We start from the raw sequence: 20,368 nt of genomic DNA on the forward strand, positions 1-20,368 counted from the left end.
TAAAAGTAATCCGGCCGGAAAAAATCTCCCGGCAGGACCATAGTTCAGGGAGGTGCCGCTCCGAGGGGGAGGGGAGCGACAGGCTTGATGTGATGGGCATCGATGACCTTATAATGACGGCGTGTTTTGCCGCTTGTCGGCATCCTCGACCGTCCAGAACATGGGATTGCGCATCCAGTCGTTGATGGCGGATTCTCGCCATCCCATGCAGCGCGTGGCGATACGGACCTGCTTGGGAAAGGTTCCGGCCTGGACCTTGCGATAGAGTCTCGCCCGGCTGAGCCCGGTCCGGTCGAGGACCGTATTGAGCCGGATTATGCGATCGGGTGGCTGAGAGATCATGGTCGTTTTCCATCTCTTGAGTGGTGACATGAGCGCGCCTGATCCCGAGGATTATTGGGCGGTTGCCGCGCGTCAACCGCCTGAGAATTGGGAGATCCTGCCTTGTCGAACCCCGGCAAGCCGAGGCGCACCCAGGCGCAAAAACGGCCATCAAAATAATTTGATGATGTCTGGCCGATGCCTCGCCGGCTCTGCCGGCTGAGACGTTTTGAGCTGATTGATTTGGTGGCTGCGGCGCGCGCGGCGGGCCGCGCGCATAGCATCTGATTCGGGTCAGGGCGGCGCTGCGTCCCGCCATGCGGTCATCGCGCTTTGCGCGATGGCGTTGGCCTCCGGCATCGGACGGGCAAAGGCGGGCGTCGCTTGTCCCTAGCCCCGCCTCGGCGTCCTGCAACCCCGGCTGCGCCGAGGTCCTCCATGTCCATTGCGGCCCTGCGGGTGCAGGCCGCCGCTCCCGGCGGCGCTGATGGACCGCTCCTGCCACCCGCCTTCGCCCTTCCGGCGCCGGTTGCGGTGTGAAGAAGGAGTAAGGAACATGGGTAATACCGAGCGTCAGAGCATTTATGGCGAAGTCACATCCCGGATCATCGCGGAACTGGAGGCGGGGCATCTTCCCTGGGTGAAGCCCTGGGACAGCAGCGCCTGTCCCTGCACCATGCCGCACAATGCCGTCACCGGGCGGCGCTATTCAGGCATCAACATTCTGATCCTGTGGGCCACCGTGATCGAGCGCGGCTTTACCGGACAGCGCTGGCTCACCTATCGGCAGGCCGAGGCGGCTGGCGGCCATGTCCGCAAGGGCGAGAAGGGCAGCGTCATCTGCTATGCGGATCGGTTCATTCCCAAGGCCGAGGAAGAGCGCGCGGGCCAAGAGGATCGCGAGGCCAGGACGATTGCGTTCCTGAAGCGCTTTACCGTCTTCAACGTCGACCAGTGCGATGGGCTGCCCGAAGATTTGTCCCATGTGCCTGACCTTCCCGGGCCACTGGTGTCGATCGCCGAGGCCGACAGCCTCATCCGCAACAGCGGCGCGGACTTCCGCGTCGGCGGCGGCGAGGCTTATTATTCTCCGTCCGGTGATTATGTCGCGGTGCCGCCTCAGACGGCTTTCCATGAGCCGATCAACTGGTTTCGCACGGCACTTCACGAGATGGGTCATTGGACGGGCCATCGCAGCCGATTGGCGCGCGATCAGTCGGGCGGGTTCGGCACAGCGCTCTATGCAAAAGAGGAACTGGTTGCCGAGATGGCCAGCGCTTTTACCTGCGCGTCGCTGGGGATCGTGCCCACCGTCCGGCATAGCGACTATATCGGCTCCTGGCTTGCCGTCCTGCGCGAGGATGAGCGGGCGATCTTCAAGGCGGCAAGCGCGGCCAGCAAGGCGGCCGATTATCTGCTGGGCATGGAAGGGGCAGCGGCATGACCGACAAGCTTCCCCTGCGCGTCTTTCTGCGGCGCGGGCGCCGGTCGCTCCGCCGCATGACCGCACTTCAGCGCACCATCTTCTTCGATATCCGTATGGAGGATCTTAGCTATGCCCAGCTTGCGCAGCGGCACGGCATCAGCGCCGAGCAGGCCGAGGCCGAATTTGCCGCAGCACTGCGCATATTCCTGCGGACCTTGTACGAGCCCGAGCCCTGGTGGCGACGGCTTTCCCATCGTCTATGATCAACCCGCCGCGCCCGATGGCTTGCCATCGGGCGATCGGTCCGACAGGGTGGCTATGCCATGCGTAACGATCTCGATCATCTTCCCGCCGACAAGCAGCGCGAACTGGCGCGCGTCGTGCAGATCATCTTCGAGGAGTTCGAGGACGGGCTGGCGCTCGCCACCCAGGCTTGGCGCAAGAAGGGCCGCATCCAGAAGATCATCCTCTATGGCAGCTATGCCCGTGGCAGCTGGGTCGATGAGCCGCACACTGCCAAGGGCTACAAGTCCGACTATGATCTGCTGATCATCGTCAACGACCAGCGGCTGACCGATCGCGTCAAATATTGGCTTGGGGTCGATGAGCGGCTGATGCGTGAATATGGCATCACCGCCACGCTCAAGACCCCGGTCAACTTCATCGTCCACACCCTGCAGGAAGTGAATGATGGCCTTGCCCATGGCCGCTATTTCTTCATGGACGTCGCCAAAGATGGCATCGCGCTTTACGAGAGCGACGACAAGGAACTGCACACGCCAAAGCCCAAGACGCCCGACAAGGCGCTGGCCATGGCGCAGGAATATTCCGACGAGTGGTTTCCGGCATCCCTGCGGAAATTCAAACTCTCAAAAGATGCGACCGACCAGGGCTTCACTAAGGAAGCCGCCTTCCTACTGCATCAATCAGCGGAGAGCCTCTACCACTGCGTCTTGTTGGTCTGCACCTTCTATACGCCGCACGTGCATAACCTTGGCTTCTTGCGCACCCAGGCCGAGCGGATCGATCGGCGGCTGGCCTATGTCTGGCCAAGTGAGCGACATATCGATCGGGCGCGGTTCGAGAAGCTCAAGGAAGCCTATGTGAAGGCCCGCTATTCCAAGCATTACAAGATCAGCGAAGAGGAACTCAGCTGGCTTGGCAAACAGGTCGAGGAGCTGGGCCGGGTCGTGCATGAAGTGTGCGCCGAACGCATCGCTGAATTGAAGCGCACCGCCGGCGTTATCGCCTGATCACCTGGACCTGATCATTAAGGCTGTTCGGCCTGCTTTCTGATGGCGTCGGCAAGGATCATCGCCAGCGACTCTTCCGCACGGGTGCGGGCCGCCGGATCCTTCGACGTCAGGTCCTGCCTGATCCACTGCGGCGCGCGCTCGATCACGGCGAGAATGGCGGCTTGCATCTGTTCACTCATGGCAGCGCCTATGCGCTGTCATGGCTGTTGAGGCAATGCATCGGCCGCGAACCTGCGCCGCCGGCTCCTCGGCGGCCGCCTCGGCAGCCTATCGCTCAGGCTCCTCGCTGTTCGATATGCTGTTTGGGCGCGATCATGACTTCTCTAACAAGGTCGGCGTCGTCCACAGCGAAGTGCTGCTGCCAGATGGTGCGCCAGAGCAATGGCGCGAGCGCGAGCAGCTGTGGAATGATGTCGAGGCCGCCGAGATCCGCAAGGACGCGCAGCTGGCGCGCGAAGTGGAGTTCGCCATTCTCCGAGAAATGCCGGAGGCTGACGGCATCGCCCTGGCCCGAGACTTCGTCCAGCGCGAATTTGTCGATGTCGGCATGGTCGCCGATCTCAATGTCCATTGGGATATCGGCGCCGATGGACTAGCCAAGCCCCATGCCCATGTGATGCTGATCCGAGATTGATATCTAACCTTACGCGCGCCCCTGAACTTTTCAACGGCGGGACGACACTCGCTGAAATGAGATCCTTTTTAAAGCCGCTTCCCGTCGGAATGACGTAGGTCCGCTGTGATAAGCCTTTCGGCTCAGCAATTGAACCGGGCTGAAAGATCAGCAGGCTGGCGCTTTCGTCGACTGCGATGTCATAAGAGCTTCCAGAACCGGGAGGCGAACAATGAGCAACGCAGAGTTTGTGACGGCTGAATAGCTAGCGGCGGTGAGCATCTGGCTTCCACCGCAGCTCAACATTACCCAGATTACAAACCCCGCCCGACCAGCTCGCAGCGGGTTTTTGTGGAACGATCACAGTTTACGGGTGTAGTAGCAAAGCAAGTTTGCCACGCTGCTTGCACCTTCTCGACTAGGCCCCGCTCGAGCAATCAGAGCGGGGCTTTTTACTTGTTGCCATCAAGCCGCAACCGAAACATGCTGTGGAGATGGTGACAAGGCCCTTACCTCGTCACCCTCCCCGGACTGGCCCCGCGCGATCATTCGCTGCGGGGCCTTTTCGTGGAAAGTCCCCTTGAAGAATCGTTTGGCTTTTTGGTAAATTCCGGGCGTCCCAAGGTTCGCAGCCTGGGATGGCGCCCTTCTAACGAGGTCGCTTTTGTTCAACTCAAGGAGGAGCAAAATGCGCAGAATTTCGGACAAAGCCTATTATGAGCGCCGTGCGAGGACGGAGATCCGGAAAGCCAACATGACCAGCGACCCGTCAGCCAAGCGGGTTCATCTCGCTCTGGCGGCCAACTATCTCAAGCACGTTCGCTCAATGGAGGCCGATGCTGACCAGGACAAAAATCTTGAATTGGCCTAGACGTTTGATCTGCCACATCGTCGTAACATAACCCTGCTTTAGCGGCCGGTGACGAAGCCCCCTTGCTCGTCACCCTCCCACACTAGCCCCGCCGAGCGATCGAGCGGGGCTTTTTCGTAGTGGCCACAATTCTGCAACCGAACCTCTTGTCAGCCTGCATCCGATCGAGGTTTATTGCATCAAGACCGAAAATCTTAATTTCGATTAATTTACAATGTTGTAATTAACGATTAGTGGAGCGGCATCTGTCGTGAAGGTCGCAGCCCGTCCTTGACGCGGAGACCCCATCCTTATCTTACAAGTTGTGCGACCTGTCGGGATTTGGATGGGGTCGCTTGGCTTATGCTTTTCCCCAAACGTCACGCCGTCAGGTTTTGGCACCACACCTTGCGCTCATGCCGCTTAGCAGATCGGGACATCCATAGTTTCGGGCACGAACAATTTTTGGGCCTGCCATTAACTATGATCGTTACAGAAATATGAGCCGTAAATCTCTAAATCGAAGCCGTTGGGGTTTGGCTCCCAACCAGCTGCAAGGCCCACCTGAGAGGTTCTCAGGTGGGCCGTTAGGTCTCAATTTCTGAGCCTTCTTTCCGGAACTGATCAGAATTGAAGAGTATCGTCTTAGGCATTCTGCTGCCCTTTCTGGCTTGTCGATCTGCCCCCCCTCGGCTCACTCGCGACTGCTTGCTACGGGGCATTTTTACGGATTGCGCTGAGCAATACTTCTGGCAAGACTATCCATCCGGGTTTGGAAAGGGGGCGTGGCCATGGTTCATTCAACCCGCAACTCTGATGAATTATTCCAGCGGCATGCGCGCGAATATGCTGAGTTTTTTGGTTCGCTATCAACAGGTGCTGTTGCTCGCCCGGTATTTTTGAATGTAGCGGTCGAGTTGGTCATTTCGGAATTGAAAGCGGAGTTTCCGGACAACCCAGACACGCTGAGATCAGCGCTGATCAACCAAATTCGAGCAATCGATAGCGCTTCTAAACCGAGGCCTGCGAGTGAGGAGCGTTAATTTGAGCTGCACAAGGCCCGCACGTCACGCTTGATCTGGATTGCCGACATCCATACTATCCGCGCGTTCCTGCCGAGGTTCAACGTCATAGCGGCGCGCGTCAGGAACACCTTCTCGTGATGGGTCTGGCGCTACTCATGAAGCGCTGCTACCCGAGACTTGAGCCCGGCACGAACTCCCGAAGGTCCGCAAATTTTCGGCCGCGTCGGGCTCACCTTTCCTTGATCGACAAACCGCAAGCGCTCCCAGCCTTAATCCTGAGAAGCGAGGTGATCATGAATTCCGTTTCCCTCATTCCGTGGCAGGCAATGGAACTCCTACCGGAAGATAGGAAGGACGGCCGGCCGATGCTGCTTTGGAACCAGTTAGGAGTGTCCGTCGCAGCATGGGATAATTCGGACGGCGTTGAGTACTGGTGTCTTGCTTTCGGCGGGCTTCCCACTGGTAAATTCCCGGTCATTGCTCCCACACACTGGTCGGATATCAGTCCGCCGGTTTGAATACTCTCGATCCGTTGGTATATTGATTCTGCTCCTGGCGCGATTCATCGTCATCGCGGCGCGCGTCAGGGGCAATCGGGGGATTGTCGCATGCTTAGTGAATGGCGTGATTGGGATGCGGATCCTTTAGGTCCGCTCGAATGGCTTTTCTGAAGCGTCTCCATTCTGGGCGGTGCCGTTCTCATCATCCGAACCTTCTGATGTCGAACGCTTGATCGCCCGGTCGAGGGCCTTTGCAGTGGTCAGGACTTAGCCCAGCGCCTCCAACGCCTGCCCCCACTTTGCCCGCCCCGCGCGTGACCTTGCCCAAACCCATCAGTCGTCCCCTCATTTGGATATGGGCAGAGGAACGGTTTGACCGGCGAGTTCATGCGTGATGTCGGCCAGGAACTGGATTTTCCCGTCCGTCAAGAACGAATGGCAGCCCACAATCTTCCTCGCCGCGCAGGATCGGGGAGAGCGCGCCCATCAAGCGGCCCGCCGCTTCGCATACGCACCCAAGCCGAACGGATCGACCGGCGGCTGGCCTATGTCTGGCCGAGCGAGCGCCATGTGGATCGAGCGCGGTTCGAGAAGCTGAAGGAAGCCTATGTGAAGGCCCGCTATTCCAAGCATTATAAGATCAGCGAAGAGGAACTCAGCTGGCTTGGCAAACAGGTCGCGGAGCTGGGCCGGGTCGTGCATGAAGTCTGCGGTGAACGCATCGCTGAGTTGAAGCGCACCGCCGGCGTTATCGCCTGATCATTCAGGCTTTCCAGCCAATGCATCGCTCGCAAACATGCGCTGGCCTCGCCGGCGCCAGAGCAACAGCAGCTGTTCGCGCTCATCAGTGCGCAATCGCGCCGCCGCTTCACCAAGCAGTCCGAGCATCACCGCGCGATCATCATCGGTGAGTATGACCAGCTCAGCCTTCACAACCAGACCGCCAAGCTCGATCAGATGCCGGGTGCGCTCGCGCCGCTTCATCTGCCAGTCCCGCCGATCATGCCGCGCCTGGCTCAGCTGCAGGCGATGGCGCGCGACCGTCACCCGGCGCAGTGCTGCCCGGCTGGTCGCCAGCGCCTGCGCCAGCATCATGCCGCTGCCCTGAAAAGAAGGTCGCGCCCCGCCTGCGCCACGCCTCCCGCCTAGGGGCTTCGGTTGTGCTGGCAGCGGCAAGCAATGCGCCGGCCAGTTCCTCGGCGCTGAGCCCATCGGCTCCCGTTGCCATCACCAGTTCGCCCAGCTGGCTCTGCTTGCGGGCTTTAAGTTGTCGTGCCTTGTCGGTGAGAGCCTTGAGCTCTGCGTCATAGTCCCGTGGTCTGCGCATGGAATATGGCCTCGCTGTTGGTGTCAGACCCCCGGCGTTATCGACCGTCTCGATCAGTCACAATGCGCTGGAATTTCCTGGGATCTCGTCATCCCGAAACTGATGAAATCTTTTGAGGGCGCGCTTATACGTCGTGCCGACGTGCTGCTTGAGGTGTAAATGGTGGGCCGTCATGGCGATCTACCATCTCTCGGTCAAAGTCATCTCGCGCGCCGCCGGCCGCTCGGCGGTCGCCTCGGCCGCCTATCGCTCAGGCTCATCGCTGTTCGATATGCTGTTCGGGCGCGATCATGACTTTTCGAACAAGGCCGGCGTCGTCCACAGCGAAGTGATGCTGCCCGATGGCGCGCCAGAGCAATGGCGCGATCGCGAGCAGCTGTGGAATGATGTCGAGGCCGCCGAGATCCGCAAGGACGCGCAGCTGGCGCGTGAAGTGGAGTTCGCCATCCCCCGAGAAATGTCGCAGGCTGAGGGCATCGCCCTGGCGCGCGACTTCGTCCAGCGCGAGTTCGTCGATGTCGGCATGGTCGCCGATCTCAACGTCCATTGGGATATCGGCGCCGATGGACTGGCCAAGCCCCATGCCCATGTGATGCTGACCTTGCGCGAAGTGACGCCAGAGGGCTTTGGCGCCAAGGTGCGCGACTGGAACAGCACGCAGCTTCTCAGCCATTGGCGCGAGGCCTGGGCGGAGCATGTGAACGAGCGCCTGGCTGCTCTAGATATCGATGCACGCATCGATCATCGCAGCCTGGAAGCCCAGGGCATTGATCTCGAGCCCCAGCACAAGATCGGCCCGGCCGCGGCGCGCATGGGGGAAGCGGGCCAAGTCAGCGAGCGGATCGAAGAGCATCATGAGATCGCCCGGTCCAATGGCGAGAAGATCCTCGCCAATCCGGGCATTGCGCTCGATGGCATCACCCACAATCAGGCGACCTTCACCACTCGTGATCTTGCCATGTTCGTTCACCGCCATAGCGAGGGGAAGGAACAATTTGATCGGGTCATGGCGGCGGTCAAAGCCTCGCCCGATCTGGTGGCGCTGGGCAAGGATGGGCGAGGGGAGGCGCGGTTCACCTCCCGCGCGATGCTGGAGACCGAACAGCGGCTGGAAAAGGCCACCGCCACCCTCGACGCGCGGCGCCATCATGGGCTGGCCGATCGCCATGTCGAACGGGCGCTGGCACAGGCCAGCGCAGGCGGGCTCGACCTCTCGGCCGAACAGCGCGGCGCGCTCGAGCATGTGACCAGCGCCAAGGGGCTGAGCAATGTCATCGGCTATGCCGGCACCGGCAAGAGCGCGATGCTGGGCGTGGCGCGCGATGCCTGGGAGCGGGCCGGCTATGATGTGCGCGGTGCTGCGCTCTCGGGCATCGCTGCGGAAAATCTGGAAAGCGGGTCGGGCATAGCCTCGCGCACGATCGCAAGCCTGGAGCATCAATGGGCGCAGGATCGCGAGCGTCTGACCGACAGGTCGATCCTGGTGGTCGACGAGGCAGGGATGATCGGCACGCGTCAGATGGAGAGAGTGTTCCAGGAAGCGGAGGCGCATGGTGCCAAGGTCGTGTTGGTCGGCGATCCCCAGCAGCTGCAGGCGATCGAGGCCGGTGCCTCGTTCCGCGCCATTGCCGAGCGCCATGGCAGCGTCGAGATCAGCTCGATCCGCCGGCAGGCGCACGACTGGCAGCGCGAGGCCACCAGGGCGCTGGCGACCGGTCGCACCCATGAGGCGATCGCCGCCTATGGCGACCATGGTCATGTCCATGCCGCCGAGACGCGCGAGGATGCGCGGCGTGACCTCATCGAGCGGTGGGACCGCGATCGCATCGCCGACCCACAAGCCAGCCGCATCATCCTTACCCACACCAATGACGAGGTGCGCAGCCTCAACGAGGCGGCGCGTGAGCAACTGCAGCGGGCTGGGGAACTGGGCAGGGATGTCAGCCTCACTGTCGAGCGCGGCGCGCGAAGCTTTGCCGACGGAGACAGGATCATGTTCCTCAAGAATGAGCGCAGCCTTGGGGTGAAGAACGGAACGCTCGGCACCATCGCCCATGTCGACAAGGCGCACATGCGGGTATCGCTCGATGATGGGCGCCAAGTGGGTTTCGACACCAAACATTATGCCCATATCGATCATGGCTATGCCGCCACCATCCACAAGGCGCAGGGCATGACGGTGGACAAGGTGCATGTGCTGGCAACCCCAGGGCTCGATCGCCATGCCAGCTATGTCGCGCTCTCGCGTCACCGCGAAACCGTCAATCTTCATTATGGCAAGGATGACTTTGCCAATCAGGGAAAGCTCGTGCGCACGCTCGAGCGCGAGCGTGGCAAGGATATGGCATCGGACTATGGGCGCGGGCCGGAGCCGGCGAGCCTGGCGCAGCCCCAACCCGAGCCACAGCCACCGCAGCAGGCCCAGCCCCAGCCACCGCATCAACCCCAGGCCGAGCCCCCGCTTCAGCCAAAGCGCAGTATCTTCGCCGGGCTGAAGCTCAATGCCGCGCCGCTGGACCAGCGACCGGCCATGCCCTCGTTCGACAAGGCGGTTCAGGACTATGCCAAGGCCTTGCAGCAAGAGCAGGCCATGCGCGCCCAGGGCTATGAGCCGCTGATCGAGCAGCAACAGGCTGCCCAGCGGGCGCGCGACGCGCTCGATGCGCTGCGCCCCCAGGCATCGCAGGATCTGAGCGCTGCCTTTGGTAAGGACCGCGGGCTCGTCCATGAAGCGGCCGCCGGGCATAGTGGCAATGCCATCAGGCAGATGCAGGTGGAGCGGGACATGCGTGTCGCTGGCCAGCAGCGCGCAGATCGCTTCATTGCCGATTGGCAAAGCAGCGACAGCCAGCGTCAGGCGCTCAGCCGCAGTGGCGACCATAGCGCAAGCGGGAAGGTGCGCGAAGCGATGGCGGGCATGGCCAAGGGGCTGGAGCGCGATCCACAGCTGGAGTCGCTGCTGCGCAATCGCACCAAAGAGCTCGGTCTGTCCTCCCAAAGCGGCCAATCGCTGTCGCAGGATCTCCAGCGGCATCTCGGCCGCTCGCTAGGCCGTGGCCTTGGGCTCTAGGCTTCAGTCATGACCCAAACAGCCCCCCAAGAAGATGATCCCGCAGAAGCTTTTGATGCTGTGCGTCGGGAACCGATGGCACGCTGGTTGCGTGTCAGATTGAAGGTCTCGCAAAGTTCGACCTGGGCACAGGAGATGATCTGACGCTGCCATGTTTAGCCAGCGTCAGATGCTGGTTAAGCGAGCATAGCGATCAGAGCCTTGGCAACATCCTCGCTACTGGCCGGATTTTGCCCGGTCACTAGCTTTCCATCCTGCACCACGAAAGGCTTCCAATCGGCACCTTTGCGGTAATCAGCGCCTTGCGCGATGAAGGTGTCCTCGATCAGAAAGGGGACTACATCAGTCAATTCCACGCCAGCTTCTTCACCGTTGGTGAAGCCAGTGACGGTACGCCCCTTGACGAAGGGATCGCCATCACCGGCTTTTACATTCTTCAGCACGCCGGGCGCATGGCACACAAGACCGACAGGTTTGCCTGCGGAAGCAAAGTTCTCGATCAATGCGATCGACGTGTCGCTTTCAGCTAGGTCCCATAGGGGGCCGTGACCGCCGGGATAAAACACCGTGTCGAAATCGGCCTCCCGCACCGTTTCCAGCATCACCGTGCTGGCCAGAACTTGCTGGGCCTCCGGATCGGCCTTGAAGCGCTCCGTATAGGGGGTCTGGAATTCGGACAGGTCGCTCTTTGGATCGAGCGGGGGCTTGCCGCCAGCAGGTGAAGCGACGGTGATGTCGGCACCCGCGTCGAGAAAGGTGTAATAGGGAGCTGCGAACTCCTCTAGCCAAAAGCCGGTCTTCTTGCCCGTGTTGCCGAGTTCATCATGGCTTGTCAGGACCATCAGGATCTTCATCTGTCATCTCCTGTGTTGTCCGTCCGGCGTAACAAGGCGCCGAAGACGGAAGGAAGTCATGGAAGTGTTTCAGCGCTCCGCAAGCCGGGTGGTTTCAAGGGTGACCTGCCATTCGCCGTAACGCTCGCATCGTCTGTCCGGTGAGCCATCGGTAAGATTGGGTCTTTGCAGACATAAGGTCTGAAGCGGCGCAAATTTGAATGGCTCGGTGATATTGAATGCTGGTTGCAAGAGGTTGGCGACCTGAGCAACCAATTCTACTAACCTGCGTTAACCGATCGATTCTCCCCTTCAGCATGCGTGGTACGATTCAGAAATGGATGACCTCCCGATAGCGCTTTCGCCTGTTTCTCTAGCTAACGTCTTGGATCAAAGCGTCGATTGCGTGAAACTGATAAACCCTGAAGGTCAAATCCTTTACATGAATCCCAATGGCCGTTGCGCGATGGAGATCGACGATTTTGCGACTGTAAAGGGCAAGCGTTGGTCCAGCTTCTGGCCAACCGAAACTGCTGATAAAATAGAAGCCGCATATGACCAGGCCAAATTCGGCGACGCAGTTCAATTCAGAGCTTTTTGTCCTACGGCGAAAGGGAATCCGCGCTGGTGGGACGTTAGCATTTCAACGGTTTTGGACACCAACGGCTCACATGGTGGCTTTTTGGCAATCTCGCGAGACGTGACAGAAAATCAAATGATCCTCAATGATGCGATCGTCACGACAGAATATCTTCGACACCAGTTATCCAATACCTACGCTACCGTTTGCGCGACACTTCGTCAGTACAGCGTTGGAAACCCAGTCAGATCGGATTTTGCCGAGCCCATGATTAAGCTTTTTAGTGCAATGGGCCGTGCGAAGGAAGCTTTCATGATTGAAAGTAAATCATGTAATCTTCGAGATTTAATTAACGCAGTGACCGCACCATTTCGACAGGATGTGGTACGTCTGGATTTGACTGGCCTCCCGGATACATCTGTATCCGCACATTGGGCTAACACTTTATCATTGGTTCTTGCGGAACTGGCGTTGAATTCTTCTAAGCATGGCGCCCTGGAGTATGGCGGTAAGATCCTCATTTTTGGGCACTGGGTTGAAGGCGTCTTGTCACTCACATGGTCGGAAACCTCGCGGGCACATGTCGACATGACAGAGCGAGACAGCGGACATGGCTTACGTTTGATTAGCCGAGTAATGGTTATGCAAGGCGGCGCGATAGAATATGTCTGGAAGCCAAATGGTTTGGACGCAAAGCTCACCCTAAAGGCGGATTTCGGGGCGCCAATGATTACAAGGAGCATCAAGGCCACCGCGTGAATTTGCAGCACTGCTTTAATATCATTTGAACATTCTGATAGATGGTTGGGTCTATACGGCTCGGCGAGCACCAGCAGTGTAGATAACCAAGCCAAGCACCATTTTTTGATCGTAACGGCAATTATCCATCAGGTCGACTTTGTGCGTCGATCATCTGGGCGGATGGCGAGAAGTGTGGCGTGCTGCTTAAATATGATGTCAATCCTGCCGACGGTGATTGGACGCAGCGCAGCAGCGATGGAGTGTCGGCTCACACGTTTCAGGATCGGCGGGCCGTTCGTCCAGGCATTCGGCGGCTCGGACGCTAGTCATTGACGAGGAGGTGCTCCACTAGTCGGGGAGTTCCTCTCCATGTGGTCACAGGTCACAGCTTGGATTGAGGCGCCACTCGGGTCACATGGCGATCCAGATGAGCTTGGGAACCATTTTGCGGCCTATCGGTCTTTTATTGGGGACCGACAGGATAGAGATGATGCTGAACGCACTTGCCTGTACCTCGGAGCGCCGCCACAGCCCACGCGAGTCTGTCGAGATACACTGCACGGTCAATTGGGCTGGCCTTTACGAATTTGCCACGATCAAAAATATGTCGATCTACGGCGCGCAGCTGGAAGGATTTGAATTTCCACCAGTCGGCACGCCGGTGACTATCGTCGTCGATCAGGTCGAGCTTTGTGCGTCGATCATCTGGGCAGATGGCGAGAAGTGTGGCGTGCTGCTTGAACATGATGTCGATCCTGCGGTCTTCATACGTCAGCATTCCATCAGGCCGCTGGGCTATGGCGTAAAGCCGATCGGAACGATCAGCCAGCTTCGGCCGCTCGACGGTTGCTGAATGGCCTCGCGAGCCGCTGCGCAATTGCTACCGAAGCGCACACTCTAGCAATCGACTGGCGGGTTGAACGAAGTTCATCGAAGTGCAGCTCTCGCAACGACACTTCTTCCGCAGCCTGACTGCTGAGACAGGAGGAAATTTTCGTCACACCAAGCCGGCCTATCAAAAACCCGCCCCCGGCAGGCCGGAGGCGGGCAGGCTATGAAGACCGCAAGGGAGGGGGCGCCGCTTGCCCTCACAATACGAAGCCCAATCGCTATGGTTCCGTCTGAAATGGGAGTTGCATATATGCAACTTTCTCAATTTAATGACATTTCTGTGCAACTCGTCGTTAGCCGGCAGGTTCTGCGATCCACCTAATCTAAACAAACAGGGGTTCGTATGAAGAAGTTTCTCGCTGCCGCAGCCATTTTCGCTGCCGTACCCGCAATCGCTTCCGCGCAGGATACAGCGCCTGATGGCACCGACGCCTTTGGTGTTGAGCCCTATGTCGGTGTGCTTGGCGGTTACCACACCTTTGATCGTGGTTCCGAATTCGGCGCCATCCCTGGTGAAACGATCATGAATGGCGCGCTGATCAGCGGTATTGCGGGCGTCAATGTCCCGCTTGGGCCGGTCTTTGTAGGCGTTGAAGGCAATGCCACCAAAGGTTTTAGCGACATCGACTGGGAATACGGCGTCAAGGGTCGCTTCGGCGCTCGTGCTGGCGAAAGCGGCATGATCTATGCGTCGGCTGGCTATCAGTGGGTGAATGGCAAGGGCGGCTGGCCCGACCGTAAGGATTGGATGTACGGCGCTGGCGTTGAGGTCGGTCCCAAGGAAATCGGTCTTGGCGGTATCACGGGCAACAGCGGCGTGCGCCTGCGTGTGCAGGTAGACACCTATGATTGGGACAGCTTCCGTCCCATGGCTGGTGTGATTTTCCATTTCTAAAAGCTATGTGACGATGATGGCCTCGTCAGCGACAATCGCTGAAGAGGCCATCATGTCTATTGATAGCTGCCTTGCTGTTCGTGCTTCTCTGCGGCTTCCTGTTGAGCGTCTACAAGCTCATTGGTGTTTGCGTCGCCCACGTCTATGGTCTCGAGGTTCGTGCCCGGCAGATCGGCCATCGACGTGCCCTGCATGTCAGCCTTATCATTGTCGGGTGGCATCGGTTCGGGGGAGATGGATCTCTCCTATCAGCCCTAAGCTTAGCCAACCGGCGACGCTTCAGCATGTTTCGTTTGAACTCGAAAGACCCTCACAAGTCAGCAAACCATCCACGCGATTTGTACGCAAACATATAGGCTGGCGGGAAGCGGTGGGCGCACCAATCTGAATAGAGGTGGCACAGAGATATCCGGCATCACGACGAATTTCGACTAAGATGCGCATCTAAGCCGTTGGATTTGATGAGTCTCGCGTCAAAGAGCGGTCAGTCTGGTTATGGCCGGGGCTGGGACAACCCCGCTGTTGGCGATCGTGGCGAGCTGTGGCAGGTTCGTATCCAACATCCGTCATTCCCGTAGCGCCAAAGTTTGGTCAATGAACGCCCACGATTGGCCGGTTACGGCATGTTGAGTTTTCGCTCAGCAGTGGGCGATAGTTGCCGGTCCTCTTCCGATGCTGGCGATCGGTCGCAGATGGGAATAGCGGTCGGGAGGCCGTCGTCCATAAGCTGACTTTCCGCGAACCACCCATCCCGGCGCTTTGATGGGATGAATGGCGCAACAAGTCGCGCTAGTCCCGTCTGTCCGCTTTTGCCCTTGCTAGATTCGAAGCTAGAATGGCGGTGACGGGGGGAGACAAGGCATTCTTTCCCTTCGCGGGGAGGAGGACCGCTCGCGCAGCGAGTGGTGGATGGGCACAGGCCAGATAGCGCAGCACTAATAAGCACTTGCCCCTCCGTCAGGCGCTACGCACGTGCCACCTCCTCAAGGCAAGCTCGGGGAGGAATTAGGAGCGTCAGCTTCTGGTCGGTAGCGGTCTCAAGATCACCAAACGATACGTGACGTAACCCTGAAGTTATGGTTCGACGTCCCTCAAGCGCGATCGTAGGAGACCGGCTTCGGGCCTCGCTCGTGCGGAAACAACCAGTTTGCAATTCGGGCGCAGTCGAACTGGAGCAATTGTTGGCTGGTTAAGATCGCGGCCACACGCCCTTCTTAGAGCATCGAGCTTTTAATCGGATGCATATCCAGCGGCTTTTATGAAGTTCCGACATTCTTCCGGGGTGTAGAGATCGCATATATTGCCGATGGCCTACCATAGGGCATCGATGGTCCTTGCACCTGTGCGGCGAAGGTGGGCCGTGAGTTTGGCGAAAGCCATTTCGATCGGGTTGAGGTCGGGGCTGTAGGGCGGCGTGAAGAGGAACCAAGCGCCCCGTGCCTTGAGGATAGCGCTGGCTTTTTCGCTTTTGTGGCTGGAGAGATTGTCGAGAATGACGACATCACCCGGCTGGAGGGTCGGGGCGAGTTGAGTTTCGACAAAGGTTTCGAAGGTCGTGCGGTTCATGGGGCAGTCGATGACCCATGGCGCAGTCAGACCGTCACAGCGCAGTGCCGCGATGAAGGTCTGGGTTTTCCGGTGGCCAAAGGGCGCTCGCGCCTTCAGGCGCTGGTCACGGCGTGCCCGTCCCCGCAACCTTGTCATCTTCGTCGTGGTCGCCGTCTCGTCGATGAAGACCAATCGATGCGGTGCCTTGCGCAAGCTGGGCTGCCGATAGACGCGCCAGTTCCTGCGCGCCTGGACAACATCATCGCGTCCGCATTCCGACGCCAGCAGCGTTTTTTTTGAAGCTGTAGCCGGCCTTGAGCAGCGCACGCGACAGCGAGGCGGGATGGGCGCGAACGCCAGTTGCCGCGACAAGTCGCGCCGACAGTTCGGGCATGGTGATATCCGGCTCGGCATCAACCCATCTCATCAAGACCGCCATATGCGGTGCCAGCTTGCCATCACCGGGCGGACGCCCTTTCCGGGCAGGTGCCGATGATCCCGTTATCGCCACGCGCTGCGCCAGCTTCACCGCGCAACTGGCGCTCACTCCAAAATGACGGGATGCCGAGCGACGTGATTGCCCCGATGCAATGTGATCGGCGATCCGGTCCCGTAAATCGGCTGAATAGGATTTCCCCATGGTCCACCTCCAATGAAGGTGAATCACATTCTGAAGCCACTGGGAATCCCCAGATTCCTATTTCAAGCGCGATGCTTTAAGTACCGAACATGCTTCGGCTTGGGAGGTCGCAACGACATCAAGAGTGCGATGCTTTCTTGCCACCCTTTTTGCTGAGTTCGGCCTGAGCCGCGGAAGATTTGCGCGGATTGCTTCTACCCTCCGTCGCGGCCTTAGCGTTCGCCTTTTTCGCGGTCTCGCTGCCCTTGCCCCTCTTCTCGGTCATGCAATCCTCTCCTCTATAGTTGGCGCCTGCGCGGCGCCTGAACATCAAACGATCGAAAAAGCCTCTTGGCTCACTTCGGCCCATCAACGCTGCAAGGATTGCGGATGCCGCTGTGAGCGCTTCATGCGGCAGAGCCTCGCGATCCGCTGGAACGGCTTCGCCGGCCAATCAGTTATGGATACCAGCCCGGTGGATGCCGGCATCCGAAGGTCGGCGCCACCAGCTTGGATCCGCCGGCAGGCAAATAGAAAGGCAGCAGATGACCCTTGAAGGCAAGTCTATAGCGATCCTGATCGCGCCGCGCGGCACTGAAGAGCCGGAGTTCGTCCAACCCAAGCAGGCGGTCGAGGAAGCAGGTGCAGATGTCACAGTCATTGGCCTGGAGAGCGGCACGGCCAAGACCAACAACAAGGACCTCGACCCGGGCGGCGAATATCCGATCGACAAGACCTTCGCCGATGTCTCCGCCGACGCGTTCGACGGCCTGATCATCCCAGGCGGATGCGTCGGGGCGGACAAGCTGCGCGCCGCCGAAGAAGCGGTCGCCTTCGTCAGGGCGTTCTTCGACCAGAAGAAGCCGGTCGCGGTGATCTGCCACGGCCCTTGGCTGCTGGTCGAGGCTGATGTCGTCGATGGACGCCGGCTGACCTCCTTTTCGAGCATCCGCACCGACATCGAGAATGCCGGTGGCAGTTGGGTCGATGAAGAGGTGGTCGTCGATGAGGGCCTGGTTACCAGCCGCAAGCCCGACGATCTGCCGGCATTCTGCGCGAAGCTCGTTGAAGAATTCGCCGAAGGTCGGCAAGCGGACGCCTGAGGAAAAGCATTATGCTTGAACATGTGCCCGCGTGGCTCGGCTCCGCGCTTCGCAACGTCCGCGCCGGCCATGCCGGTCTGATGATCGCCGATCCCGAAATCGCTGCGCCTGACGCGCGTTTGGATCTTGGGAGCCCGGCGTTCGGCGCAGGCGGGCGCTTACCCGACCGTTTCACGGCCGACGGGGCCGGGGTGTCGCCACCCCTGATATGGGACGCGCCGCCCGCCGGGACGCAGATGCTGGCGCTCGTAGTAGAGGACCCCGACGCGCCGGCTCCAAATCCGCTGATTCATGCCATCCTTTGGGGCATCGAACCGGCGCAGCACAGTCTGGCGGAAGGCGCGCTGGCCGACGGCGATGTCGGCAGCGCTGCAATCGGGCGCAATTCCTACCTCGCCAGCGGATGGCTTCCGCCCGATCCGCCGACCGGACATGGCGAACATGACTATGTGTTCCAGCTATACGCGCTCGGCGGAGCGCCCAACTTGGGCGCGCATCCCGGTCGTGGAGTGGTTCTCGACGCGCTGCGCGCGACACCCGTTCTCGCCGTCGGCGTACTGGTCGGCACCTATTCGCGGGATGTAGCGCCGTCCGCCGATCTGGCAGGCGCGCCGGTCGTTGGCGGATAGCGCCGAGGTCGGCTAGCCCGAAAGGCTCTAAACGGCCTGTTTAAGCGGTTCGGGCTTCTTCCCGTCCGGCAGTTTCTCGCGCAAATGGTTGTGTACGAGGTCGGCGCTGAACGGTTTGGGGATGAAGGTTGCCTTGTGCGGCATGTCACCGTCTGCTGGAGACATTCGCCCACTCGCCACCACGATCTCGACATCGGGCCAGTGTGTGGCGACATGGCGGGCGAGCGCGAACCCGTTCATAGATCCGGGCATTTCGACGTCGGTAAACAAGAGCGTGATACTACCGCCGTGCTTTTTCAGAACTTCGACTGCCTCATCACCTGTCGATGCTTCTAGACATCGAAAGCCGGCCTCCTCGACAATATCGCTCGCGTGCATGAGGATCATGGCGTCGTCATCGACGACGAGGGCGTAGGGGTCGGTCGATAAAGTCATTGGCCAAAAATCCCTGAGACAACGAAAAGTTCTTGCTTCGCTTTCATTTGGTGGTGGCAGAACCGAAACGCTCGTTGATCGTTGTTGCAATGCAGCAATATGGAGGCCATGATGGCGTCAGCGATCGAGAGCGGAATGGTGTTGTGGATGTGGCCGCTTACCGCCGTGCGACTGGCCAGCGATTGGGTGGAAACGATGACAATCGCACGCACCGTCATCGACGCGCGCATGCCGATGATCGCGGCCGCATGGACCAACCCATTCACTGCCAATCATAGCGAGCTTACCCGCATGGTCACTGAAAAAACGAGCGCGTTGGGAGCGTCGCAGAAAACAATCTCCTCCGCCCAGGAAACCGTCCGCCGTGCGAGTGAGGCCAATGCACGAGCGCTCGGCAGGCTGACGGGCGGCGGATGGCTCGACTGGTCCGAATGGACGAAGATCGTCGAGCGCAATCTTGAGATCGCGACCACACTTGCCATGCTTCCGACCGGAACACTGGCACCGATCCATTCCAAAGCCACGGCAAACGCTCGACGCCTCGCCAAGCCATAAGCGCGTCCTCCGGTTCAGACCGTTAGCAGCGCACGATCGGCGTCGTCGAGCTTACCCGCGAGGCCCGGCACCTCGTCGAGCTGCCGCAGGGCGTCGAACCTGCCGCGCTCTTCCCGATAGCGAACGATTTCGAAGCCGTGCCCCGCCAGCGCAGGCACCGCGTCGATTTGCTCGGCGGTAGCGGCGTTGATGTCAAGCTTGCCGTTGCTCACGAGCGCTTGGCCGCCGGCTCGTGCTTCGGCTTTGCAGACGCCGCCCGGGTCAGCTTTTCCTTCGCCACTTTGACAATCTTGGTGACCACGCCTTCTTCGGCCGCCTCCGCCTCCGCCTCCGCCTCCGCCTCCGCCTCCGCCTCCGCCTCCGCCTCCGCCTCCGCCTCCGCCTCCGCCTCCGCCTCCGCCTCCGCCTCCGCGTCGGCCTTGGTCTTGTGCTTGACGCCGGGGTTCTCTGTAGGCGGCGCATAGACCGAGAACAGTTCTAGGGGCGTCGTGCCCTTGTTTATAATGTTATGCTTGGCGCCCTGGGGGATCACGATCATGTGGTCGGCGGCGACCTTATTGCTGCGTCCGTCGATCACCGCGCTGCCGGTCCCCTCGACGAAATAGGTCGTCTGATCGGCGCGGTGGGTTTCCTCGCCGATATCATCGCCCGGCTTGAGGCTCATCAGGACGATCTGGATATTCTTGTCGAGATAGACTTCCTTCCGGAAAAAGCTGTTCGCCTTGGCGAGTTTCGCCATGTCCTTGCTGAACGCCATTTCGGTAGCTCCCGGATCAGCGTTTGCCGCGCAACGTGTTCAACAATGCGAGACCGATGACGCCCGCCAGCGCGGCTGACGCCAACGGTCGCTTGCGGGTGAAGCGCTGCGCCTTGTCGAGCAGCGGCTCGCCGTCGGCAGCGATCGCGTCCTTAGCTGCAACGACCACCTTCTCCACCTTGCCGCTTAATTGATCGGAAAGGCCCTCACGCTGCAGCGAACGATCGCCTGTCACGTCGCCAGCCATCTCCTTGACTTTACCGACGATGTCGCGCCTCTCGCCGGCCAGATTGTCTTCTTTCATCGCACTCGCTCCCGAATGACCAGGCTCAACTTTCACAGAACGCCCAATGTCCGGGACGGTGCAGATCCAAGCGACGCAAAAGCACCAGAA

The 20,368-nt window shown here is 59.8% G+C and carries 24 protein-coding genes and 3 pseudogenes; 15 read left to right on the forward strand and 12 right to left on the reverse strand.

The genetic code is table 11. From position 1 onward, the window contains the following. Positions 1-108: 108 nt before the first annotated feature. A complete protein-coding gene (locus E5554_RS08400) occupies positions 109-342 on the reverse strand; it encodes an AlpA family phage regulatory protein (RefSeq protein ID WP_136188298.1) in 234 nt (77 codons plus the stop codon). Positions 343-877: 535 nt separating this feature from the next. On the opposite strand from E5554_RS08400, the gene E5554_RS08405 reads away from it, so the two are divergent. Genes E5554_RS08405 through E5554_RS08415 form a run of 3 tightly spaced genes read left to right on the forward strand, consistent with a single transcriptional unit; the run spans position 878 to position 3,000 of the window. After that, positions 878-1,765 carry a zincin-like metallopeptidase domain-containing protein gene (locus E5554_RS08405; protein WP_136186523.1) on the forward strand — a complete coding sequence of 296 codons (888 nt, stop codon included), beginning with the start codon at positions 878-880 and terminating at the stop codon, positions 1,763-1,765. Then, complete coding sequence (locus E5554_RS08410) at positions 1,762-2,010, forward strand: hypothetical protein (RefSeq protein ID WP_072895669.1); 249 nt, start codon at positions 1,762-1,764, stop codon at positions 2,008-2,010. The genes E5554_RS08405 and E5554_RS08410 overlap by 4 nt, the downstream gene beginning before the upstream one ends. A gap of 60 nt (positions 2,011-2,070) precedes the next feature. Then, positions 2,071-3,000 carry a HEPN domain-containing protein gene (locus E5554_RS08415; protein WP_136186524.1) on the forward strand — a complete coding sequence of 310 codons (930 nt, stop codon included), beginning with the start codon at positions 2,071-2,073 and terminating at the stop codon, positions 2,998-3,000. 17 nt (positions 3,001-3,017) lie between these two features. Here the strand turns inward: E5554_RS08415 and E5554_RS22995 are convergent, their stop codons facing one another. Next, a complete protein-coding gene (locus tag E5554_RS22995) occupies positions 3,018-3,182 on the reverse strand; it encodes a DUF6771 family protein (RefSeq protein WP_168708690.1) in 165 nt (54 codons plus the stop codon). Positions 3,183-3,202: 20 nt separating this feature from the next. On the opposite strand from E5554_RS22995, the pseudogene E5554_RS08420 reads away from it, so the two are divergent. From E5554_RS08420 to E5554_RS08445, 5 genes and pseudogenes are all read left to right on the forward strand, one after another. Then, positions 3,203-3,625 (forward strand): annotated as a pseudogene (locus tag E5554_RS08420) (MobA/MobL family protein); the annotation flags it as partial. Between the two features lie 679 nt (positions 3,626-4,304). Further along, positions 4,305-4,487 carry a hypothetical protein gene (locus E5554_RS08425; protein WP_072895675.1) on the forward strand — a complete coding sequence of 61 codons (183 nt, stop codon included), beginning with the start codon at positions 4,305-4,307 and terminating at the stop codon, positions 4,485-4,487. Positions 4,488-5,257: 770 nt separating this feature from the next. After that, complete coding sequence (locus E5554_RS08430) at positions 5,258-5,509, forward strand: hypothetical protein (RefSeq protein WP_136186525.1); 252 nt, start codon at positions 5,258-5,260, stop codon at positions 5,507-5,509. A 221-nt stretch (positions 5,510-5,730) separates the two neighbouring features. Then, positions 5,731-6,009 (forward strand): hypothetical protein, encoded by a 279-nt coding sequence (locus E5554_RS08435; RefSeq protein WP_136186526.1) that lies wholly within the window; start codon positions 5,731-5,733, stop codon positions 6,007-6,009. A 489-nt stretch (positions 6,010-6,498) separates the two neighbouring features. Further along, positions 6,499-6,750 (forward strand): annotated as a pseudogene (locus tag E5554_RS08445) (nucleotidyltransferase); the annotation flags it as partial. Here E5554_RS08445 and E5554_RS08450 read toward each other — a convergent pair. Together E5554_RS08450 and E5554_RS08455 are read right to left on the reverse strand one after the other, a co-directional pair. Next, positions 6,751-7,086 (reverse strand): conjugal transfer protein TraD, encoded by a 336-nt coding sequence (locus tag E5554_RS08450; protein ID WP_136186527.1) that lies wholly within the window; start codon positions 7,084-7,086, stop codon positions 6,751-6,753. Then, on the reverse strand, positions 6,992-7,318 hold the full coding sequence (locus tag E5554_RS08455; RefSeq protein ID WP_136186528.1) for a conjugal transfer protein TraD: 327 nt from the start codon (positions 7,316-7,318) through the stop codon (positions 6,992-6,994). Before E5554_RS08455 ends, E5554_RS08450 begins: the two co-directional genes overlap by 95 nt. Positions 7,319-7,490: 172 nt before the next feature. On the opposite strand from E5554_RS08455, the gene traA reads away from it, so the two are divergent. Further along, on the forward strand, positions 7,491-10,388 hold the full coding sequence (traA, locus tag E5554_RS08460) for a Ti-type conjugative transfer relaxase TraA (protein ID WP_136186529.1): 2,898 nt from the start codon (positions 7,491-7,493) through the stop codon (positions 10,386-10,388). Positions 10,389-10,564: 176 nt separating this feature from the next. Here the strand turns inward: traA and E5554_RS08465 are convergent, their stop codons facing one another. Further along, positions 10,565-11,242 carry a type 1 glutamine amidotransferase domain-containing protein gene (locus E5554_RS08465; RefSeq protein ID WP_136186530.1) on the reverse strand — a complete coding sequence of 226 codons (678 nt, stop codon included), beginning with the start codon at positions 11,240-11,242 and terminating at the stop codon, positions 10,565-10,567. A gap of 385 nt (positions 11,243-11,627) precedes the next feature. On the opposite strand from E5554_RS08465, the gene E5554_RS08470 reads away from it, so the two are divergent. The 3 genes from E5554_RS08470 to E5554_RS08480 all read left to right on the forward strand — a co-directional run bounded on the left by E5554_RS08470 (position 11,628) and on the right by E5554_RS08480 (position 14,328). Next, positions 11,628-12,560 carry a PAS domain-containing protein gene (locus E5554_RS08470; RefSeq protein WP_168708691.1) on the forward strand — a complete coding sequence of 311 codons (933 nt, stop codon included), beginning with the start codon at positions 11,628-11,630 and terminating at the stop codon, positions 12,558-12,560. A 397-nt stretch (positions 12,561-12,957) separates the two neighbouring features. Then, positions 12,958-13,395, forward strand: a complete 438-nt coding sequence (locus tag E5554_RS08475) for a PilZ domain-containing protein (protein ID WP_136186532.1) — start codon at positions 12,958-12,960, stop codon at positions 13,393-13,395. Positions 13,396-13,776: 381 nt separating this feature from the next. Further along, positions 13,777-14,328 (forward strand): opacity protein, encoded by a 552-nt coding sequence (locus E5554_RS08480; protein ID WP_072895952.1) that lies wholly within the window; start codon positions 13,777-13,779, stop codon positions 14,326-14,328. 56 nt (positions 14,329-14,384) lie between these two features. Here E5554_RS08480 and E5554_RS23000 read toward each other — a convergent pair whose 3' ends face one another. From E5554_RS23000 to E5554_RS23005, 3 genes and pseudogenes are all read right to left on the reverse strand, one after another. Further along, positions 14,385-14,522 (reverse strand): hypothetical protein, encoded by a 138-nt coding sequence (locus E5554_RS23000; protein ID WP_168708692.1) that lies wholly within the window; start codon positions 14,520-14,522, stop codon positions 14,385-14,387. Positions 14,523-15,558: 1,036 nt separating this feature from the next. Further along, a pseudogene (locus E5554_RS08485) lies at positions 15,559-16,516 on the reverse strand (IS630 family transposase). Between the two features lie 118 nt (positions 16,517-16,634). Then, entirely contained in the window at positions 16,635-16,781 is a 147-nt protein-coding gene (locus E5554_RS23005; RefSeq protein ID WP_168708693.1) for a hypothetical protein, read from the reverse strand. A 259-nt stretch (positions 16,782-17,040) separates the two neighbouring features. On the opposite strand from E5554_RS23005, the gene E5554_RS08490 reads away from it, so the two are divergent. Then, positions 17,041-17,598, forward strand: coding sequence for a type 1 glutamine amidotransferase domain-containing protein (locus tag E5554_RS08490; RefSeq protein WP_136186533.1), 558 nt, complete (start codon positions 17,041-17,043; stop codon positions 17,596-17,598). Positions 17,599-17,609: 11 nt separating this feature from the next. Next, entirely contained in the window at positions 17,610-18,227 is a 618-nt protein-coding gene (locus E5554_RS08495; protein ID WP_136186534.1) for a YbhB/YbcL family Raf kinase inhibitor-like protein, read from the forward strand. A gap of 27 nt (positions 18,228-18,254) precedes the next feature. Here the strand turns inward: E5554_RS08495 and E5554_RS08500 are convergent, their stop codons facing one another. Further along, a complete protein-coding gene (locus E5554_RS08500; RefSeq protein WP_072895963.1) occupies positions 18,255-18,662 on the reverse strand; it encodes a response regulator in 408 nt (135 codons plus the stop codon). A gap of 99 nt (positions 18,663-18,761) precedes the next feature. Here E5554_RS08500 and E5554_RS08505 point away from each other — a divergent pair, with 99 nt between their 5' ends. Further along, positions 18,762-19,217, forward strand: coding sequence for a hypothetical protein (locus E5554_RS08505; protein WP_136186535.1), 456 nt, complete (start codon positions 18,762-18,764; stop codon positions 19,215-19,217). A 14-nt stretch (positions 19,218-19,231) separates the two neighbouring features. On the opposite strand, the gene E5554_RS08510 is transcribed toward E5554_RS08505, so the two are convergent. The 3 genes from E5554_RS08510 to E5554_RS08520 are packed head-to-tail and all read right to left on the reverse strand — an operon-like array spanning position 19,232 to position 20,278. Continuing rightward, complete coding sequence (locus E5554_RS08510) at positions 19,232-19,429, reverse strand: helix-hairpin-helix domain-containing protein (protein ID WP_072895967.1); 198 nt, start codon at positions 19,427-19,429, stop codon at positions 19,232-19,234. Then, complete coding sequence (locus E5554_RS08515) at positions 19,426-19,974, reverse strand: cupin domain-containing protein (RefSeq protein WP_136186536.1); 549 nt, start codon at positions 19,972-19,974, stop codon at positions 19,426-19,428. Before E5554_RS08515 ends, E5554_RS08510 begins: the two co-directional genes overlap by 4 nt. A 16-nt stretch (positions 19,975-19,990) precedes the next feature. Further along, on the reverse strand, positions 19,991-20,278 hold the full coding sequence (locus tag E5554_RS08520; RefSeq protein ID WP_136186537.1) for a CsbD family protein: 288 nt from the start codon (positions 20,276-20,278) through the stop codon (positions 19,991-19,993). Positions 20,279-20,368: the final 90 nt, after the last annotated feature.

Source organism: Sphingobium sp. PAMC28499 (genome assembly GCF_004795815.1).
GTDB classification, from domain to species: Bacteria; Pseudomonadota; Alphaproteobacteria; order Sphingomonadales; family Sphingomonadaceae; genus Sphingobium; species Sphingobium yanoikuyae.

Coding starts and splice junctions, on each gene's coding strand:
- E5554_RS08400 (WP_136188298.1), bottom strand. CDS start 342: ATGATCTCTCAGCCACCCGATCGCATAATCCGGCTCAATACGGTCCTC.
- E5554_RS08515 (WP_136186536.1), bottom strand. CDS start 19,974: ATGGCGTTCAGCAAGGACATGGCGAAACTCGCCAAGGCGAACAGCTTT.
- E5554_RS08505 (WP_136186535.1), top strand. CDS start 18,762: ATGGAGGCCATGATGGCGTCAGCGATCGAGAGCGGAATGGTGTTGTGG.
- E5554_RS08490 (WP_136186533.1), top strand. CDS start 17,041: ATGACCCTTGAAGGCAAGTCTATAGCGATCCTGATCGCGCCGCGCGGC.
- traA (WP_136186529.1), top strand. CDS start 7,491: ATGGCGATCTACCATCTCTCGGTCAAAGTCATCTCGCGCGCCGCCGGC.
- E5554_RS08480 (WP_072895952.1), top strand. CDS start 13,777: ATGAAGAAGTTTCTCGCTGCCGCAGCCATTTTCGCTGCCGTACCCGCA.
- E5554_RS08405 (WP_136186523.1), top strand. CDS start 878: ATGGGTAATACCGAGCGTCAGAGCATTTATGGCGAAGTCACATCCCGG.
- E5554_RS23000 (WP_168708692.1), bottom strand. CDS start 14,522: ATGCAGGGCACGTCGATGGCCGATCTGCCGGGCACGAACCTCGAGACC.
- E5554_RS08430 (WP_136186525.1), top strand. CDS start 5,258: ATGGTTCATTCAACCCGCAACTCTGATGAATTATTCCAGCGGCATGCG.
- E5554_RS08455 (WP_136186528.1), bottom strand. CDS start 7,318: ATGCGCAGACCACGGGACTATGACGCAGAGCTCAAGGCTCTCACCGAC.
- E5554_RS08465 (WP_136186530.1), bottom strand. CDS start 11,242: ATGAAGATCCTGATGGTCCTGACAAGCCATGATGAACTCGGCAACACG.
- E5554_RS08415 (WP_136186524.1), top strand. CDS start 2,071: ATGCGTAACGATCTCGATCATCTTCCCGCCGACAAGCAGCGCGAACTG.
- E5554_RS08495 (WP_136186534.1), top strand. CDS start 17,610: ATGCTTGAACATGTGCCCGCGTGGCTCGGCTCCGCGCTTCGCAACGTC.
- E5554_RS22995 (WP_168708690.1), bottom strand. CDS start 3,182: ATGAGTGAACAGATGCAAGCCGCCATTCTCGCCGTGATCGAGCGCGCG.
- E5554_RS08410 (WP_072895669.1), top strand. CDS start 1,762: ATGACCGACAAGCTTCCCCTGCGCGTCTTTCTGCGGCGCGGGCGCCGG.
- E5554_RS08475 (WP_136186532.1), top strand. CDS start 12,958: ATGGCGATCCAGATGAGCTTGGGAACCATTTTGCGGCCTATCGGTCTT.
- E5554_RS08520 (WP_136186537.1), bottom strand. CDS start 20,278: ATGAAAGAAGACAATCTGGCCGGCGAGAGGCGCGACATCGTCGGTAAA.
- E5554_RS08500 (WP_072895963.1), bottom strand. CDS start 18,662: ATGACTTTATCGACCGACCCCTACGCCCTCGTCGTCGATGACGACGCC.
- E5554_RS08450 (WP_136186527.1), bottom strand. CDS start 7,086: ATGATGCTGGCGCAGGCGCTGGCGACCAGCCGGGCAGCACTGCGCCGG.
- E5554_RS23005 (WP_168708693.1), bottom strand. CDS start 16,781: ATGACCGAGAAGAGGGGCAAGGGCAGCGAGACCGCGAAAAAGGCGAAC.
- E5554_RS08425 (WP_072895675.1), top strand. CDS start 4,305: ATGCGCAGAATTTCGGACAAAGCCTATTATGAGCGCCGTGCGAGGACG.